The organism is Chitinophagales bacterium (assembly GCA_040877935.1).
GTDB lineage: Bacteria > Bacteroidota > Bacteroidia > Chitinophagales > CAIOSU01 > JBBDNB01.
Window position 1 is genome coordinate 63,559 of record JBBDNB010000028.1, and the last position, 19,898, is coordinate 83,456.

Annotated in this window: 12 protein-coding genes; 7 read left to right on the forward strand and 5 right to left on the reverse strand. The window is 39.5% G+C overall.

The genetic code is table 11. From position 1 onward, the window contains the following. Positions 1-4: 4 nt before the first annotated feature. A complete protein-coding gene (smc, locus tag WD048_07545; GenBank protein MEX0812056.1) occupies positions 5-3,565 on the reverse strand; it encodes a chromosome segregation protein SMC in 3,561 nt (1,186 codons plus the stop codon). A gap of 160 nt (positions 3,566-3,725) precedes the next feature. Between smc and WD048_07550 the strand changes: the two genes are divergently transcribed. Continuing rightward, entirely contained in the window at positions 3,726-4,061 is a 336-nt protein-coding gene (locus WD048_07550) for a type II toxin-antitoxin system RelE/ParE family toxin (GenBank protein ID MEX0812057.1), read from the forward strand. A gap of 2 nt (positions 4,062-4,063) precedes the next feature. Further along, a complete protein-coding gene (locus tag WD048_07555; GenBank protein ID MEX0812058.1) occupies positions 4,064-4,375 on the forward strand; it encodes a helix-turn-helix transcriptional regulator in 312 nt (103 codons plus the stop codon). Between the two features lie 35 nt (positions 4,376-4,410). On the opposite strand, the gene WD048_07560 is transcribed toward WD048_07555, so the two are convergent. Beyond that, entirely contained in the window at positions 4,411-5,019 is a 609-nt protein-coding gene (locus WD048_07560; GenBank protein ID MEX0812059.1) for a pseudouridine synthase, read from the reverse strand. A 217-nt stretch (positions 5,020-5,236) separates the two neighbouring features. Here WD048_07560 and WD048_07565 point away from each other — a divergent pair, with 217 nt between their 5' ends. Further along, positions 5,237-10,441 carry a gliding motility-associated C-terminal domain-containing protein gene (locus WD048_07565; GenBank protein MEX0812060.1) on the forward strand — a complete coding sequence of 1,735 codons (5,205 nt, stop codon included), beginning with the start codon at positions 5,237-5,239 and terminating at the stop codon, positions 10,439-10,441. 66 nt (positions 10,442-10,507) lie between these two features. Further along, the gene (locus WD048_07570) at positions 10,508-10,909 is read left to right on the forward strand and encodes a DUF2177 family protein (GenBank protein MEX0812061.1); all 402 of its coding nucleotides are present in this window, start codon (positions 10,508-10,510) and stop codon (positions 10,907-10,909) included. Between the two features lies 1 nt (position 10,910). Here WD048_07570 and WD048_07575 read toward each other — a convergent pair whose 3' ends face one another. Then, a complete protein-coding gene (locus WD048_07575; GenBank protein ID MEX0812062.1) occupies positions 10,911-13,010 on the reverse strand; it encodes an HDIG domain-containing metalloprotein in 2,100 nt (699 codons plus the stop codon). Positions 13,011-13,225: 215 nt separating this feature from the next. Here WD048_07575 and WD048_07580 point away from each other — a divergent pair, with 215 nt between their 5' ends. The 3 genes from WD048_07580 to WD048_07590 all read left to right on the forward strand — a co-directional run bounded on the left by WD048_07580 (position 13,226) and on the right by WD048_07590 (position 15,880). After that, positions 13,226-13,894 (forward strand): MCP four helix bundle domain-containing protein, encoded by a 669-nt coding sequence (locus tag WD048_07580; GenBank protein MEX0812063.1) that lies wholly within the window; start codon positions 13,226-13,228, stop codon positions 13,892-13,894. A gap of 255 nt (positions 13,895-14,149) precedes the next feature. Then, positions 14,150-14,677 carry an ion channel gene (locus WD048_07585; protein MEX0812064.1) on the forward strand — a complete coding sequence of 176 codons (528 nt, stop codon included), beginning with the start codon at positions 14,150-14,152 and terminating at the stop codon, positions 14,675-14,677. Between the two features lie 3 nt (positions 14,678-14,680). Further along, positions 14,681-15,880, forward strand: coding sequence for an alpha/beta fold hydrolase (locus tag WD048_07590; GenBank protein MEX0812065.1), 1,200 nt, complete (start codon positions 14,681-14,683; stop codon positions 15,878-15,880). 118 nt (positions 15,881-15,998) lie between these two features. Here WD048_07590 and WD048_07595 read toward each other — a convergent pair whose 3' ends face one another. Together WD048_07595 and gyrA are read right to left on the reverse strand one after the other, a co-directional pair. Continuing rightward, positions 15,999-17,201, reverse strand: coding sequence for a tetratricopeptide repeat protein (locus WD048_07595; GenBank protein MEX0812066.1), 1,203 nt, complete (start codon positions 17,199-17,201; stop codon positions 15,999-16,001). Positions 17,202-17,220: 19 nt separating this feature from the next. Further along, entirely contained in the window at positions 17,221-19,794 is a 2,574-nt protein-coding gene (gene gyrA / locus WD048_07600; protein ID MEX0812067.1) for a DNA gyrase subunit A, read from the reverse strand. Positions 19,795-19,898 lie beyond the last annotated feature (104 nt).

Consider the following 19,898-nt stretch of genomic DNA (forward strand, 5'->3'; position numbering starts at 1 on the left):
GTTACTAAGAAACATGCTTCAAAGCCCTGAAATCTACCGGAACTACTCGCGACACACCAGATTCTATCATGGTAACGCCATAGATAACATCCACGGCTGCCATGGTCTGTTTGTTGTGGGTGACCAATATGAACTGGGAATTTTTGGAAAAATCCGTAATGATGTCGTTGAATTTGCCAATATTGGCATCGTCCAAGGGAGCATCCACTTCATCGAGAATGCAAAATGGCGCAGGTTTTAGCAAATAAAGCGAAAATAGAATGGCCAGCGCTGTAAGCGACTTCTCCCCTCCCGATAACTGATCGATTACCTGTGGTCGTTTGCCCTTAGGTTTTGCCAAAATATCAATTTTAGAATCCAGCGGATAATCGGGATCTGTGAGTGTCAAATCACAATCGTCTTCTTCCTGAAAAAGTGAGCGGAATACTTTCTGGAAATTTTGCCGCACTTGCTCAAATGCTTCCAAAAACTTTTCCTGTGCCGTATCCTCAATTTCCTTCATGGTATTTTCCAAAGAAGCCTTGGCCTTGGTCAAATCCTCTTTTTGCCCGGTGATAAACTCAAAACGCTCCTTCATTTCCTCATAAGCCTCTACCGCCATGGGGTTGACCTCACCATAATTCATCAGGCGGCTTTTAAGCTTTTCCACTTTTTCACGCAGCTCTTCTTCCGTTGTACTTCCGTCAGCCTCCTGATCTATAATGTCATTGATTTGAATATTGAACTCAACGGAAAGTCGCTCTTTCAGCGAATTGATTTCCAGTTTCACTTCATTGAGTTTGTCTTTCAAATCCGTTAGCAATTGCTCGGTTTGCTGTCGGGTCTTGTTTTCCTTTCGCAGCTTTTCCTCCGCCTCATTTATATTGCCTTTTTGCTTGTAATAGGCAGTTTCAGCCACGGACAGCGCAGTATTGGATTGCTCTTTTTCTGCGTATAATTTTTGAAGCGAGGCATTCAGCTTTTCAATTTGAAGTTCGGCCGCTTCTATTTCGGTTTTGCTATTGGCATTATCTGCCAATTGTTTTTTTTCAGTTTCCTGTTGTTCCTGCTTTTGCTTTTTTAAGAAGGAAATTTCTTGCTCCAGGTTTTTCAAATAATTAGCCTGTTGATGAAACTGGATATTCTGCTCATTAAATCGGTTGGATTGTTGCATCAGCGACTGATTGACCTCCGCATATTTCGCCCGCACTTTTTCATATTCCGCATCGGCTTTTTCTTTTTCGCCATTTAACAATTTGAGCTGCTTTTGCGCATCTTTCACATTTCCCGTCATTTCGCGAATGCGCTCCTCCACTTCCTTTGTCTTTTGCTGACTGTCATTTACAAATGCCGTGAAATTTTCAATTTTGGCATCAATAGAGGCGATTTGCCTATCGAATGTATTGAGCTGCTGCTCTGCAATGTGGATGAATTGCTTGCGCGATGTCTTTTTCAATCCGGCAATGGAAAGCTCCAATTCCTTGATTTTTTTGCTGCTGTCCTTGCGCTTGATTTCCAGCTCATCGATTTCCTCTTTCAGCTTTTCCAGATTTTTGGTTCGCCCCAAACGCATTCCCTCAAAAAGCCCGACAGCTCCTCCGGAAATAGCGTAATCGCTACGGATATACTTTCCTGTCTTTGAAATAATGCTGAGCGATTTATCCTTATTCGGATTGCTTTTGAGATGAATATCGCTGGCAGAAAAATCCTTTTCGGTGACAATATAAACGTGGTCCAGGAGAAAAGCGACCAGTTTTTTGTATTCCGCATCCACTTCAATAATTTCCGTTGCGGGCATCAATCCACTCATGATCAATGGTGGACGCGCCTCGAAATAATCGAATTCGCTGAGCAAAAAGAAATTGGCCCTGCCAATGGAACTGTCGCTCAATAAATCGATGGCCTTATTCGCCAGTTCCAAATCATTTACAATAAAAAAATTGAGAAAGGGCTCCAGGTAATTTTCAATACTGGCGCGGTATTCCTTGTCGCAATAAATAATGTCGGAAAGCAGCGGTGCTTCCTTTAAGCCTTCTACATTTTTTTTGAGAAACTTGGTCGATTCTGGAAATCCCTCCAAATTGTCAATCAGGCTTTTGTTGAGCTTGTATTCGTTTTGTTTTGAATCGAGGCTGCGGTTTTCCTTGTTCAGTTTTTCCTTGCTTTGCTCAATATATTGCAATTGTGCCTCAATGTTTTTTTGCAATTTTTCCTCAGATGCTTCCAATTGCTCAATCTCCTCTTTCTTGAGCTTGCGCTCTTTACTCAGTTGCTTTTTTTCTTCATTCAATTTAGAAAGCTGATCCTTGCGCTTTTCGTGTTCCTCCTTGTTTTGCGCTATGGTTTTTTCCAAATTCTGCATTTGGTTGCTGTTTACCGCAGCATTTTTTTCCATGCCGGAGATGGTCTTTTCCAATGTCTGACGCTGAATTTGCTTATCGTTCAGCTCTTTCTGCAAGGCTTCGTTTTCCTGCTTGATTTGATTGAGCTCCTTTTCCAGCTTTTCTTTTTTGTCGGACTCCTCGCTGATGCCTTTTTGCTGTTTTTCCAATTTGATCAACGCATCTGCCAATTGCGTTTCAATTTCCTTGAATTTCCGCTCCTGATCGGCCAATTGCAATTTGATTTTCTCAATGCGCTCTTTGTTAAATCGTATTTTTTCTGTGGCTAAATTCTTATCGTTTTCTTGCCGATTGATTTCCTGAATAGTACTGTTTATGGTCTTTTGCCGATCGGATAAATTTTTCTCGGCTTCCAGCACTTCCACTTTTTGCTTTTCAATGGCCGCTTCCAACGTATCAATTACTGTTGCTTGTTGCTTTTTTAAATCCTCTTGTTCCTCGAGTTGTTTTTTTAAGGTTTTGAAAGATTTTACCAATTCGGAAATTTGCATTTTGGCCAATTCCAGACTCAGCTCCTTGTATTCTTCCTTTATCTTATTGTAGCGCATAGCCTTTCTGGCTTGCGATTCCAGTGTTTTAAGATTATTGCTAATTTCAAAAAGCAGATCCTCTACCCTATCCAAATCCTGATCGGTGGCTTTCAGCTTTGCCAGTGTTTCTTTTTTGCGCTGCTTGTACTTAGAAACCCCCGCAGCCTGCTCGAATAATTTCCTGCGTGAATTGTCCCTGTCATGCAGGATTTCATCGATCATTTTCAGCTCAATAATGGCATAGGAATCGCTGCTGATACCGGTATCGAGAAATAAGTTGCTGATGTCTTTCAATCGGCAGGGCACATCATTGATGCGATATTCACTGTCGCCCGTGCGGAACAATTTTCGGGTTACGGTTACTTCCTTAAATTCTGTGGCAATGATGTTTTTGGTGTTTTCAAAACTCAGGGAAACCTCTGCCAATCCTGCTGATTTGCGCATTTTGGAGCCATTGAAAATCAGGTTGTCCATTTTCTCCGAGCGCAATTGGCTGCTGCGCTGTTCGCCCAATACCCAACGCATGGCATCCACCACATTGGATTTACCACTGCCATTGGGACCTACAACTCCAGTAATGTTCTGGTTAAAGTTGATGGTTGTTTTATCGGCAAAGCTTTTAAAGCCCTTGATTTCAAGTTTTGTTAAGCGCAAGGAATTGGTTTTGAAAGGGCAAATTTAAGTGAAAATGTGATAAGCTGAAGCGGAGTAAGTTTTTTATGAGCAAATTAATAAACTCCTTATTTTTGAAACAAAAGTTTACATTAAACGAAACTTTTAGTAATTTCAAGTTGTATTAAGATTTGTAAATACAATGCATCCAAAGTTTGAAATAGAGTTGTTGGAAGAAGCATTTGAATTTCTCTCAAAAATAGATTTAAAAGCGAGGAAGAAAGTGTTTAAGAATTTGAACAGAGCTAAATATCAAACTGATCCAAAATTCTTCAAAAAGTTAGAGGGAGAAATTTGGGAGTTCAGAACACTTTACGCGGGAGTCCAATATCGCCTACTTGCTTTTTGGGACAAATCCGATAATAAAAACACATGGGTATTAGCAACTCATGGTTTTATAAAGAAAACCAGCAAAGTGGATAAAAAAGAAATAAATCGCGCAGAAAGCATTCGCCAACTATTTTTTAAAAATAAGTAAAGATGAAAAAATACACATTAAAAGAAGCTGAAGATAAATTAATTGGCAAAAAAGGAACTCCTGAAAGAGATCAATATGAGTTTGAACTCAAGCTCGAGCTTATAGGTGATATGATCCAACAAGCCAGAAAACAAAGAAGCCTTACCCAGGAACAACTCGGTAAATTAATTGGCGTGAAGAAATCTCAAATATCAAGATTGGAGAACAACACCGGAAACATTACACTTGAAACTATTTTAAAAATATTCAAAGCATTGGAAGCTCAGGTAAATTTTAATATTCGAATGCTTAATAATGAAATTAAAGTAGTCTAATATAGACTGTATCAGCACATATATCAGCCTTATAACTATAGCCTTCCATGCTCTACTCCTAATTTTTGATACAAGTTACTATGTTCTAGTGGCCAAATCTTCCCAGGCTCCATTTTTGGCAATTTCAAATTTTCCATACTTACCCGAATCAAGCGCAGACAGGGAAATCCCACGGCAGCGCACATTTTCCGCACCTGCCGGTTTTTGCCTTCTGTCAATGTAATTTCAATCCATGAAGTGGGAATGTTTTTGCGGAATCGAACCGGAGGATTGCGCTCAGGAACCTGCGGGGTCTCAATAATTCTTGCTTTACTAGCTTTGCATTTATAATCCTTCTTATTGATTCGGATGACGGGCCCTTTTTCCAGGGCACTGATCGCTTTTTGGTCGATTTGTCCCTCTACCTGTGCCCAGTAAGTTCGAGCATGTTCATTTTCTGGATTTAAGAATTTGAAATTCAATGCCTTGTCATTGCTCAACAAAAGCAGCCCCTCACTATCTGCATCCAATCGACCAATGGGATATACGTCTTTCTCTACATTGAAAAAATCCTTGAGTGTAGATTTATCGGACTGAAAAGCAGGCGTGAATTGGGTAACGCAATTGAAAGGTTTGTATGCTATATAATACTTGAATTTGGACATGTCTGGAAATCAGTAAAGTTTATTCAAAACCCAAAAATAAGCATTCAAAAAAGCATTGCATCTCCAAAGCTGCACCAACCCCTTACAAATAAATCCGGCATAATAACCCCCAACTATGCTGCTTCTAAAGCGTATAGCAGTTGAGAATTAACGTTTATTCAGCAACTTCTCACAACCCGATGCGTAAAACACGGTAGGTAATTTATAAGCTATTGTTATGAATACTATAATTACATACCGCGAATTATGGAAGGTTGCCAGGTTTAAGTACTTATTCCTGCTGCCTTTTCTGCTTTTATTCTCTTTTGATTCAATGGCACAAAGCGGTAATTGTGATCCAACTACTCCATTTTATGTGATCAACCTTGATGGCGACCCCAACGGAACTTACATTTCTCCCCAGGACAGCAGAAAAGGCAATTGTTGTAATACTAATTTCCCTGACAGGTGTATTGAATTTGAGATCACCCTTGACCAGGCCGCAGTGGGGATTATGTTTGACCTGTATTCAGGAGCTGTACCACAGGGGGCTATGTATTATCAAATCAATTGCGGGCCACTGGTTCCCGTGGGAAATTTTATTTGTCTTTCAGGCCCCGGCCCTCACACCCTTACTTTTTGTAAACCGGGAAACAACCCCAATCGATATTTTATCCAATCGCTTGAGGCTGCCTATGCTGTGCCTAAGGATTCGGTAAGAATAGGTTGTACCACCGACATAACAATCAGTGGATTCATTGAATCCTCTATCCAATGGAATGATGTAACGGGTGATACTGTGGTTTGGGATTCTTTGTTATCATGTACCACGGGATGTTCCAATACCAGTTTTTCACCTGTAGATGGAACACCGGATGTTCTCAATTACCAGGTTTGCGGTTATGTAAGCGACTCTATTTGTGACAATATGAAATGGGTTTGCGATACAGTGGAAGTCAGTGTTTTTCCTGAATTGCAAGTGCCTCCACAAGACACGGTTTACTACTGTATCACCGATGGAGGTACTACAATCCATGCCAATGCATATGGCGGGTTTGGAAATTTAGATTATTACTGGTTCGACAGCAATGGAAATTTACTTTCAAGTGCAGATTCTTACTTTGCAAACCAACCCGGAGTCTACACCCTGGAAATAAGGGATGACCTGTATCCAAATTGCCCGGCAGATATTCAGGAAATCCGATTGATACCGGAGCAACCTGCAACTGTAGATGCCGGCCCAGATACTTTGCTTTGTTCGCAAACTTCAGCAATTGAAATTGAATTAAACGGGACTTATCAGAATGCTCCCGGAGCATATTGGTCTGGAGGAAACGGAAGCTGGGCGTTTGGAGATTCGGTTATGAACAATAGTTATTCTCCTACGGCACAGGAAATTTCGGATAACAATTTGGTTTTGACACTCACTACAATGACAAACAGGGCTTGTCCTTCAGTTTCAGATACTAAAATAATTCAATTCAGCAATCCGCCCGAAATTGTAATTGACAATGTATCTCACATCACATGCAACGGAGCCAATGACGGAGCCATGCAGACAAGTACATCACTGGGAATAGCACCTTATACTTATTTGTGGACAAATGGTCAAACAAGTGAAGATGCGAGTGGACTGGCAGCGGGCACACACATTGTGGAAGTCACTGATTCTATTGGTTGTACAGCTACCGACAGTGCGGAAATATTAGAGCCAGACCCAATGACAATGTCACTGTTTCCCCAAGACTTACAATGTGGAGGTGACTCAAGCGGTTCGCTTCAATCAACTGTGAACGGAGGTATTCCTCCATACAGCTATCAATGGTCAAATGGTGCCGCTACTTCAGATATTGCTAACCTGGCAGCAGGTTATCATTCACTTACAGTAAGTGATGCCTACGGTTGTGAAATTGAAGATTCAGCTTATGTAGATGAACCCAATCCGATAATTGTACAGGAAAATCTCAGGGACATCTCATGCAAAGGCTTTTCCGATGGAGAAATCAGCGTGAGTGTAAGTGGAGGTTTTGTTCCATACACCTACGAATGGTCAAATGGAGCAACAAATGTAAATTCTATTGATAGTCTTATTGCAGATGATTATTCATTAACTGTGACTGACCCTTCAGGATGCCAGGTTATTGAGGATTACACTTTAATTGAAGCTCCTACTCTTTTGGACACTGTAATATTTGAAAATATCACCTGTTTTGGCGACAGCGATGGTTCTATAGAAGTTTCTGCTTCAGGCGGTACTCCACCTTATACTTTCCTGTGGTCTTCGGGCAATACCAGTACTATTGAAAGTAATTTAAGCGCAGGAGTTTATGATATCACCATTACCGATGACAACAACTGTATCAATGAAACAGGAATAGAGCTGATTCAACCGGATTCATTTACTATAGTATGGAATTTAAGCAATGTAAGTTGTTACAACGGATCTGATGGTGAACTTAATCCTGCTGTTACAGGTGGAACCCCTCCTTACCAATACCAGTGGTCAACAGGAAGCACACAGGATTCGATACAGGGCTTGACAGAAGGAAATTACTCATTAACAATTACTGATGATCACGGCTGTATCTTTATTGCAGATACAAGCATCACCCAGCCCGATAGCCTTATCATTTCACTTAGTGCCACAGATATAAGCTGTTATGGAGGAAATGACGGGACAATTACTGTCACAGCCCAGGGAGGAACCACTCCTTATGCTTTCCAATGGTCAAACGGCAGCAATTCCCAAAACCTGCAGGATTTAACAGCCGGAATATACTCCGTTACCCTAACAGATACCAATGGTTGTAATATCATTGCCAATATTGAGCTTTTCCAACCGGACAGCTTATCACTCAGTATTTCAAAAACAGATATTTCATGCTATGAAGCGAATGACGGAAATATCAGCCTGGATGTTTCAGGTGGGACTCCTGCTTACAGTTACCAATGGAATATTGCCGGTACAAATGATTCAGTTTTAGCATTGAGTGCAGGCTGGTATTCATTTACAGTAAGCGACCAGATGAATTGTGAAATATCCGATAGTATAGAAATCACACAACCCGATTCGCTGCAAATCAGTATGGATGGAACTCATTTGCTTTGTCCGGGAATGACAGACGGACAAGCCTATCCTGAATTGTCGGGAGGAACACGACCTTATAGCTACTCCTGGGACAATGGCAGTACAGATTCGTTGAACAGCAATCTTGCGCAGGGTACATATAACCTTATTGTTAGCGATGCCAATAATTGTGAAATTACAGGAAGCCATACCATCAATGAAATGACCATTGATTTGGCTCAATCAGACAGTGGTGCCTGTGTATATGAATTGATCATACTGGAAGCTGCTTCACAAAATGATACAGCAATAACAAGCTGGACCTGGGATGTGAATGGCGAAGAAACCTTAAAAGGCCCTGTTGCGCATGTTGCCTTTGATACAAGTGGTATTAAGACTGTTCAACTGATTACCCACACAAGCATGGGCTGTATTGACACTTCAGAAATAGAACTGACCATTCATCCGCAACCGGTATTAAGCCACAGTAATGATACATTGGTCTGCCCTGGTGCATCTGTAGAATTGTGGGCAAGTGGAGCTTCCGACTATCTCTGGGAAATGGACAGCGTTACCGCTGCCAGTTATGTTACAACACCTACCGAAACTACAATTCATTCAATCACAGGATACAGTTCCTTTGGCTGTATTACAACCGAATGGGTACAGATAGATCTTTCACCAACCCCCAACCCCAACCTGGGGCCCGACACCAGTTTATGCCTGGGAGCCACACTCCCACTTGATGCTGGAATCTGGGATACCTATACCTGGCACCGAGGCGATAGTCTAAGCTGTACCAATTGTCAGTCACCACAATCAGTGCCACAATCTACCGGCACTTATATAGTAGAGGTTGCCAATGTTCACGGATGTATTGGTTTTGATACACTCAATGTAGTTATTAATCCTACTCCGGGAGGAATCAATGCACAATCATCAGAAGCCTGTGAAAGTGTGGAATTAACACTTGAGGCTGAACCGGGACATCCGGGTTACCAGTGGTCTCCTGATTCCTTGATCTCAAATGCAGACCAACAAACCATTCAGGTGACACTTACTGATAACACCAGGTTTTATCTGGAAACTACCAATCAGTTCGGATGTGTTACAATTGATTCTATTGATATTACTGTGCACAAAGCTCCGGAAAGGTCTTTCAGTGATAATTTCACAGCATGTCCAGGAGATACCACTATTGTCACTCTTCCCAATGAAAACTTGAGCACATTTTGGTTGCCTCAACAAGGTCTTTACAGAACCAATGAAGGCAATTTGATGACCATGCCTGACACTTTCAGGAGAATATATTTATTATCTGTAGATACCAACCAATGCGCCTATATTGATACACTCGATATAAATGTACATGAATTGCCGAGAACCACTTTGCGCGATCAAACTGTGTTTTGCGAAGGTTCTGATGTAAAGCTCCCATTGATAAGCACAACTAATGTAACTTATTCCTGGAGTCCATCTTATAATCTTAATAATCCTTCAATAATGCAGCCTACAGCAGAAAATGTTGTAAAAGAAGAAACATATATTGTTACAGTAACTTCTATTGACAGCTGTACTGTTAAAGATTCCATTCGTTTAAGTTTAGTTGATAGTGTAGGTATTCGAAAACAAACAGATCTTAGTGTCTGCCGAGGTGAAGAAATAAGTATAGGTGCACCTGCCGATTCCAACGGATTAGAAGAAGTAGATTACACCTGGTATGATAGTAGAGGAAGAATATTTTCCAGAGCGGACACTTTACATCTTTCACCACAGGAAGCAGTGACCTTTAAGCTAATTGCAGAAAGTGAAAATTGTAGGCCAGACACAGCAAATTTCAATGTATATGTGCAAGATGCCAGTCATGTAAGAGCTGGGGAAAATATTAGAGTGTTAAGTGGTGAAGACGTCACTCTTGAGGCGGAAGGTAGTTCGAATGCTACTTTTGCCTGGTTTACAAAAAATGAGCTTATATGCGATTCGTGCTCATCTATCAGCTTTGAAGCCTTCAACACACAACACTATCTAGTAACTTCAACTGAACCGAATGGCTGTAAAAGCATGGACTCGGTAATGGTTAAAATATACACAACCTGCAAAGATGAAGTCTATGTACCCAATACATTTACTCCTAACAAAGATGGATTTAATGATAAATTCTACCTTCGATCCCATGCTCCTTTGGAAATCAAACACTTCAGAATATTTGATCGATGGGGCAAACTGGTGTTTGAAACCAATAGCTCTTATCAGGGCTGGGATGGAATGCTTAACAATACTGCTGCTCAAATTGGGGTTTACACCTACTATGCAGAATTGGTTTGTCCAAATGGCTTCCAGGAAATGGTAAAAGGAAATGTTACACTGTTGCGATAAATAAAATTTTATTGAGTTTTTCTTTAGAAGTATTGAACACATTTAATTCAAATTTGTCTCTCAATAATGGGACATATAATTCACTACTTTCTGACTGCTCTTATTTTTTTCGCCATTGATATTCTTTGGCTTGGATTCATTGGACAACCTGTTTACAAAAAGTACCTCGGCCACCTGATGGCTCCTGAAGTAAATTGGCTTTCGGCAATAATTTTCTACCTGCTCTTTATTTTCGGCATATTGATTTTCGCAGTATACCCGGCAATTGGTCAGCAAAGCCTTAAATACGCAGCTTCTTATGGAGCGCTTTTTGGTTTTTTTACCTATATGACTTACGAGCTTACCAACCACGCAGTGATTAAGGATTGGCCACTCGGCATTGTTCCAATCGATATAATCTGGGGCACTGTTTTGTCCTGTGCCGTAGCAATTGGCAGCTACTATGTGGCAGTTTGGTTAAAGCTGTAATTTATTCCGGATAAGCTATCCTTACATGATAAATGCTATTGAGCATTTTTTTAAGCACTTTTTTTATGCGGGTAATATCTTTAAATGTGATGTCTGAATTGATAAATTGATCCTGATCCATTTTGGATTGAATCAATTTGTCCACAAGATTTTCTATGTCTTCACTACTTGGGTTTTTCAGACTTCTGGAAGCAGCTTCAACAGTATCTGCCATCATCAGTATAGCTGTTTCTTTAGAATATGGCAAAGGGCCGGGATATGTAAATTCTCCTTCTGCAACTTCCTTATCTGGAAACCTTTTTATAAAAGAGCGATAAAAGTATTCTACCCTTGTGGTTCCGTGATGTGTCCTAATAAAATCAATCAGCATATCCGGTAATTTTTCTTTCTTAGCCCGTTCTATACCTTTTTTTACATGATTAATGATAATCGTTGCGCTTTCATCAAATTCCAGATCGTCATGCGGATTAATGCCCCCCTGTTGATTTTCTATAAAATATAAGGGCTGGTACATTTTTCCAATATCGTGATACAATGCGCCTATTTTAACAAGCATACTATTGGCCCCAACTTCCGAAGCTGCAGCTTCTGCAAGATTGGCTACCTGCAGCGAATGATTAAAGCTACCCGGTGCTTTCAGAGAAAGCTCCTTTAGCAGCGGTTTGTTAATATCGGAATATTCGAGTAGGGTAATTTCAGAAACAAAGCCAAACAATTTTTCAAATACCGGAATAAGCGGATAGGCCAATAGCGTTAGCAAAACATTAAGTGCCAACCAACCAAAATTGGCATAATTAAAATTGTCAAAACTCCCCTCCTGCACAATTGTGATTGCAAAATAGGCAGAGAAATAAGCCAGTAAAATAAAGCCGTTTGACAGGAAAAACTGAGACCAATAGTGCGCCTTAATACTGGTGTAAATTGCCACCATGCCGGCTATAGTTTGTAAAAACAAAAACTCAACACCCTGTGGTACTACAAATGACGAGAGCAAAACAAGAGTGATATGTGCATGAAATGCCACCCGAGCACCAAAGAAAGTGCGCAATACAATGGCAATTATACAAAATGGGATGGCATATATTATTGGCAAATCGGTTTCTACTACTTTGCTCAGCACCAAAGTCATCAGTACAATAAGAGAAATTATAAAAAGTAACTTTCTTACACTTTCAAAAACATCATTTGAGAATATACGCAGGAAGAAAGTGAACACAATCAGTATAATAGCTACAAGCAAAATATTACCAAAGAACACTACCTGGCTTTTTTTCAGCCCGATCACTCTTTTTTCATACTCATTTTTAAATGAATTGAGTACCTGTATTTTTGCAGGTGTTACAATGGCTCCTTTGGAAATAATCATCTCTCCTTCCTGAATCATTCCACGCGTAAGGGATATTTCATCTAATGCTTCCTGTTGAAAACGCTTTGTCAGTTCAGCATCATAAAAAACATTGTGGCTAATTACATTTTTGAGAATTGGCATTAGAAAATCCTGGTTTAAGGAGTTATTCTGTTTAATGCTTTTGTTCAATTTCTCATAAGCTTCTTGTACCGTATAAAAATCAGATAATTTTTTCCGTTCTGCCCTGTTGTCATCAAGCAACAGGTTGATGTTTTTGTCTTTTGAATATTCGCGGTGTTCCGAGGCCAATTGAATGATCCCCTTGCTAAATATGTCATTTAGCAATCGCAATGCTCCAAAGTAATTAACTGCTGTATCATTCCGCTGATGAAAAACAGAATCACTTATCTGTCCAAATCCTGTATTGCTTTTTTTGTACAGCTCTGTAAAAATTTCTTTTCTTCTTTCCGACACATCTCCGTCAAAGCGATAGTATGGCGCCTGATCTTTTAAGAAAAGTTCCTTTTCAGCTTTCAGCTCTTCTTCATTTTTCTGAATACCAAAATTGAAAGGAGCTATAAGGTTTTCATACTTCCAGGGTTTGCCCAACTCATAGTCGTATTTGAAATAACCACTTTTTGGAAAAAAAGCGGAAATCAAAACTACAGCTGCAGCGATAATAGCGTATCGGCTTAGTTCCTGATGCCGGTTGACAATGGCAGAAAAAAAATCGTTAATCTTACTTTGCTTCATAAATTAGAGCAGTATCTAAAAACAAGAATCTAAGTTAATCATACCAAAGATAGTAAATATGCCTTGCAGGATTTTAGCAAAGAATAATCTCTTGTTGATTTGCGTTTTCTATAATTACCAAAGTTAGTTTTTAGCATTTTTTATTAACAAATGAATCTTTGATTTCTTTAGTAAATTTGATTTCATTATGAAAGTATTTTGTTAAATTTTAGACTATGAAATGGATATACATTGTCAGACATAAACTTATTGCAGCTCTGCTCTTGAGTGTCTTATTAGGCCTTATTCTATGGAACAATTTAAATGAAAGCAATAGCATGAAAAAATTAGAGGCCTCTTTCACTTCTATGTATGAAGACAGGCTTATGGTTGAAAGCTATATTTTTCACTTGTCGGAAAACCTGCATAAAAAAGCCCAATTGCTGGGAAATGCAAAACATTTTAAAATACCCCTGCACACAAATGACAGCCTGCTTTTTATCCAAAATAATATTGCAAACCTTTTAACGGCATACGAACAAACCAAGCTCACAAAAAAGGAAGCCCGACTGTTTAAGAATTTAAAAGAAACCATTCATCGTATCAATCTTGAAAAACAAGAGTTAATTGCTTTTGCAGAAAAACCCGCAAAATTTACAGCAACTCAAATAGCTATTCAACAGAATATTAATAAAGCGCAACACCTACTTTCCGGACTTTCCGATATACAAGTAAACGAAGGCAGAAATATTAATGAGGCATCTAAAGCTGTATTGTTGGGGAGTTCCAGCAGCTCCCAGTTTGAAAATGCATTACTCATTATTGTTGCGCTAATTATTCAGACTTTGATTTTTACTTCAAAAACTACCCTAAAGGAAATCAATCAGAAGTATTGGTTAAACTAAACAGTAGGGGCTTATTATTAATGTCACCCAAAATAGATTTCTGACTTTGGATTTTCATCAAACATCTTTGAATTTGAAATATTTGTATCTTGAAAATAGAGATAAAATCAGATGAAAAAAATTATAAGGAAATTCAGGTCATATTGGCTACAAGACATCAGTTTTATTTCTCTTTTAGCGATGCTGGTTTTTTGCATCTTTATTCTACCTACTACCCTAGAAAATTTAGAACACAGTTATCATTTTCTAAACACTATGTTTCTAATCATTTTTTTTGTAGGCATTTGGTCTGCTTCCAATATCAAATTGATCTTTATCAGTACAATTCTATTTACAGCAGGCTTGTTTATGAATATGCTGGCTATGAGCAGTTTTGAAAATGATTTTAAGATCACAGAAAGAATTATTTACTGTTTAAACACACTGGTATTTATATATATTAACTTTAAATTGCTTTTTAGAAACCAGGAATTTAATTTCAATCGAGTACTGGGAGCAGTCAATGTATACTTTCTGATTGCACTTTTAGGTGCCTTTTTGTTTGAATTGATTCACTTGCTATTTGGAAACTCACTTATTGGAGATGTGAATATTACAGGTTCCAATAAAGATTTTGCCGATTATATTTATTTCAGCTTTGTAAGCTTAACCACTTTGGGCATAGGCGATATTGTTCCCGCAAATCAGGCGGCAAGAATGCTATCGGTATTTTTATCTACCATTGGCATTTTGTTTCCGGCAGTAGTAATAGCACGATTGGTTTCTTTAAATAATAAAAAATAATTCATGAGTTTAAAAAACATAAAACTCAAAAATTCAGAAGGACAGGAATTGTCTGCAAAACTGGAATTACCGGACAACCGCAAGGCACATAACTACGCTATTTTTGCGCATTGTTTTACATGCAATAAAAATTTTAAAGCAGTAAAGAATATTACCCAATCGCTGAACGAAAGCGGCTTTGGCGTATTGCTTTTTGATTTTACGGGACTGGGGCAAAGCGAAGGCGATTTTTCAGAAACCAATTTCACCTCCAATATTTCCGACCTGGAGTCTGCTGCAGAATTTTTAGAAAAAGAATATGAAGCACCAAGTTTATTGATTGGGCATTCTCTGGGTGGCACAGCAGTTATTTTTGCAGCGCATAAAATTGATTCAGTAAAAGCAGTTGCCACTGTTGCAGCTCCTTCCTCTCCTGCACATGTAAAAAACCTTTTGAAAGATGATATTGATAAAATCAGAAAAAAAGGCAAAACAGAAGTTAATATCGGAGGTCGTCCATTCAATATCTCAGAGCATTTTTTAGATGATATTGATTCCAAAAATATGAAAAGCGTACTAAAAAAATTGCGCAAAGCATTGATTGTATTGCATTCACCGCAGGACAGTATTGTTGGAATTGAAAATGCCCAGGAACTCTATGAAATGGCACACCACCCCAAAAGTTTTATCTCACTGGATGGCGCAGACCATCTTCTCAGCAATAAAAAAGATTCGAGCTATACCGGAAAGGTAATTGCAGGTTGGGCGGAGCGCTATTTGGAAATTCCAGAGCCTGAGACTTTTACCAGCAAACATCAGGTAGCCGTAAGTTTGGGCAATGAAGGTTTCACATCTAATATTATTGCAGGAAAACACCGCATGACGGCCGATGAGCCCGAGGATGTGGGCGGAAATGGTTTTGGTCCTTCGCCATACGATTTTGTATCATCCGGACTAGGTGCCTGCACAGCCATGACTTTGCGCATGTATGCCAATAGAAAAAAATGGGATTTGCAAAAGGTCGTGGTGCACCTGGACCATAAAAAGGACTATCCCAAAGACGATTCTGAAAGCGAACAGAAGATTGATATCATTACCCGAAACATTGAAATCAAAGGTGATTTAGATGAGGCTCAAAGAAATAGATTGCTGGAAATAGCCATTAAATGCCCTGTGCACAGAACTTTGCAGAGTAAAACAGTGATTGAAAGTAAGTTACTTTGATTGGGATTATTAACCAGAGCTAGGAAATTATTTATTGCAAATCACCTTTTCAATAACTCACAAAAAAACCGCTTCACAAATAGCAAAGCGGTTTTTATAAAATTCAAAATTCAGTGGATTACTTTGCAGCATCCATTTTTTTCTTGAGTACTTTGTATTCTTCAGTATCATACATGCCCAGTTTCGCATAAATTTTCTTCAGGCTGTCCATGATTTTCATATCATCTGGCTGAATTTTATGTGCTTTTTCTAAATAAGGCAGTGCTTCGCTGTACAAATCATCAACCTGTTTGGTCATTTCTTTGTATTTTGCATCAGAGAGTTCATTCATTTTTTTATTGAGTTCTTCATGGACTTCTGCACCTTTGTTGATATAATAAGCTGCAAGGTTGTTATAGGCTTCATAGGACTCAGGATTCACTTCAATGGCTTTTTCATAAGTTTCTTTGGCTTTTTCTGAATCGCCTATTTTGTCATAAGCCGTTCCCAGTACCAAATACAATGAAACATTTTCTGGATCGAGCTTAATTGCTTTTTGAAGCTTTTCAATAGACTCACCTTCTTTGCCCTCTGCAAGCATAATATTGAGTTCATCAATGATCAGCCCTACATTTTCGGGATAACGTTCAGTGCCTTTGGCTAAAGTAGCTTTGGCCGCTTCCATATCTCCCTGGCTTTTATAAACAGTTGCCAAAGTAGAATAAATACCTGCATTGTTGTATTCCATTTCAATCAGCTTATTGAGCAACTTGATTGCTTCATCTGTCTTATTACTTTGCACGGCACATAGCGCAGCATTGAAAATTGAGTTTTCATAGGTTTCAATGGCCTCAGGTTCGCCTTTCTCCTTATAGTAATTATAGATGTCCTCAACCTTAATAAATGCTTTGTAAGCTTTCTCAAAATCATTGACCTCATATAGTGCAACACCCTTGTTATAAAGAATAATAGACATAGTACGCAACTGAACATCGGCTCCTTTTTCATCTCTAAACCTGCGGTCATCCAGCGTCAATGCTTTGATATAAGAGTCTGTAGCATCATATAGTGCGTTGGGATAATCCAATTGCGTTTTCTCATTTTCAGACAATGCCTGATTGATCAAGCCCCTGTAATACCAGGTTTTTCCATTTTCCCTGGTGTTTTCGTGCTGAGCTGCTTCATTAATATCTATATACGCTTCTCTCAATGCATCTATATCCTCTTTTTCTGACTGCATGTAAGTATTGAAATTGTTGTATGCAGTAAGGTATTTTCCACTTTGGGCAAAAGCAGCAGAGTATAATGTTGAAACAAAAATTAAAAGACTTAAGAATTTCATAGTATTTTTATTTAGTTAATTAATCCTCAGATTCTGTATCCGAGTTTTCATCATTATCAGTATCGTTTTCTTCACCTGGATTTTCAGTATTTACATCATCCTCATCCTCTAAAAGTTCCTCTTCTACAAATACTTCCATTTTAGTGAGAGAAGCAATCTCGTCATTGTCGTTCAGGCGAATAAGGCGCACACCCTGCGTTGCTCTTCCCATTACTCTAAGATCTGCTACACTCATCCTAATGCTCAATCCCGAACGGTTGATGATCATAATGTCATTTTCATCAGTTACATTCTTGATTGCGATCAGGCTGCCTGTTTTTTCAGAAACATTCATGGTTTTCACCCCTTTACCACCTCGTTTGGTAATGCGGTAAATTTCTGATCCATCCTCAGGGTCATTGATATAGGTGCGTTTTCCATAGCCTTTTTCCGAAACCACCAATACCGTTTGATTGGTATCATCCGCTTCAACACAGATCATGCCAACCACTTCATCTTTATCGTTTTCAAGTCGCACACCGCGCACTCCTGCTGCATTTCTGCCCATAGGCCGCACATTGCCTTCATGAAAGCGTATCACCTTACCTGACTTCTTGGCCATCATAATCTCATTATTGCCATTGGTCAATTTGGCTTCTAAAAGGTAATCGCCCTCGCGAATGCTTACTGCTATAATACCATTGACCCGTGGCCTGCTGTAGGCGCGCAAAGTTGTTTTCTTAATAACTCCTTTGCGTGTACACAGCACCACAAAACGATTGTCGAGATAATCATCCACATCGTCCAGTGTATCTACATTTATAAATGCTTTTACTTTATCCTCTTTTGGAATACTTATCACATTTTGAATAGGTCGTCCTTTTGATGTTTTCGATCCTTCTGGGATATTATAAACCTTCAGCCAGAAGCAACGCCCCAGCTCAGTAAAGAAGAGCATATAGTTGTGCATACTTGCAGAGAAGATGTACTCGATAAAATCTTCATCTTTGGTTCTTCCGCCACGCGATCCTTTGCCGCCTCTGTTCTGAACCTTGTAATCAGCAGCCAATGTACGCTTGATATAGCCCTGATGGGAAATAGTCACAACGACATGGTCATTGGGAATCAGGTCTTCAATATTGATATCATCACCGCTGATCTCAATTTCACTTCTACGCGGATCTGCATATTTGCGTTTAACCTCAGCCATTTCTTCTTTGATAATATCCATGCGCATCTCCTCATTGTCCAACACTTCTTTGAACCATGCAATGCGTTTTAACAGCTCGTCATAATCTGTTTTGAGTTTGTCTCTTTCCAGACCTGTTAATTTCTGCAATCTCATATCCAGAATGGCACGAGCCTGAATTTCTGATAACTCAAAAGTCTTCATTAATCCTGTGCGCGCTTCTTCTGTAGTTTGCGAGGCACGTATCAATTTAATAACCGCATCTAAATTGTCAATAGCGATAATTAAGCCTTCTAAAACGTGGGCTTTTTTCTCCGCTTCTGATAATTCATATTGGGTTCTGCGCACCACCACTTCATGTCTGAATTCCACAAAATGATGGATCATATCTTTCAGGTTCAACAATTGCGGACGACCATTGACCAGCGCAATATTATTGACTCCATAAGAGGTCTGTAGCGGAGTGAGTTTGTAGAGTGTATTCAAAACCACATGAGCATTGGCATCGCGCTTCAACTCAAAAACAATTCGCATCCCGTTCCTGTCACTTTCATCCCTGATATCGGAAATACCGTCAATTTTCTTTTCATTGACCAAATCTGCTGCTTTCACAATCAGATTGGCTTTATTGACCTGATATGGGATTTCAGTTACAATAATGCGTTCGTGATTTTGAAAATCTTCAAATTCTGCTTTTCCTCTTACTACCACTCTCCCACGGCCAGTTTCAAATGCTTGTTTTACGCCATCATATCCGTAAATGGTACCTCCTGTTGGAAAATCAGGAGCCTTGACGTGTTGGGCGAGTTCTTCGATTGTAATGTCCCGGTTATCAATATAGGCAACTATACCATCTATTACTTCACCCAAATTGTGCGGCATAATATTGGTAGCCATACCTACTGCAATACCAGAAGCACCATTGACCAGCAAGCCGGGGATTTTGGAAGGCAGAACAGTTGGTTCTTTTAAAGTATCGTCAAAATTCAGGGCAAAATCTACGGTATCCTTATCCAGATCGGCCAGGATATCTTCTGCAATTTTTTCTTGACGCGCCTCTGTATAACGCATTGCTGCGGGGCTATCACCATCTACCGAACCAAAGTTACCCTGTCCGTCAACCAGTGGATAGCGCAAAGACCAGTCCTGTGCCATTCGCACCATTGTATCGTAAACAGAAGAGTCGCCATGTGGGTGGTATTTACCCAGCACCTCTCCTACTATACGCGCTGATTTTTTATGGGGTTTGTTATTGGTAAGTCCCAAATCGTGCATTCCGTAGAGTACACGCCTGTGCACGGGTTTGAAACCATCTCGCACATCCGGTATTGCCCGGGACACAATCACCGACATTGAATAATCAATGTAGGCGGTTTTCATTTCTTCCTCTATATTAATAGGGATTATATTTTCTCCTTCGGCCATATTGTATGGTATTGTTTTTTATAATTTTTTTACGACCCGTAAATTTACGCTTTTCCTGCTTATAGTCCCTGTATCGTTTGTTTAGTTTTCCACATTACGGGGCA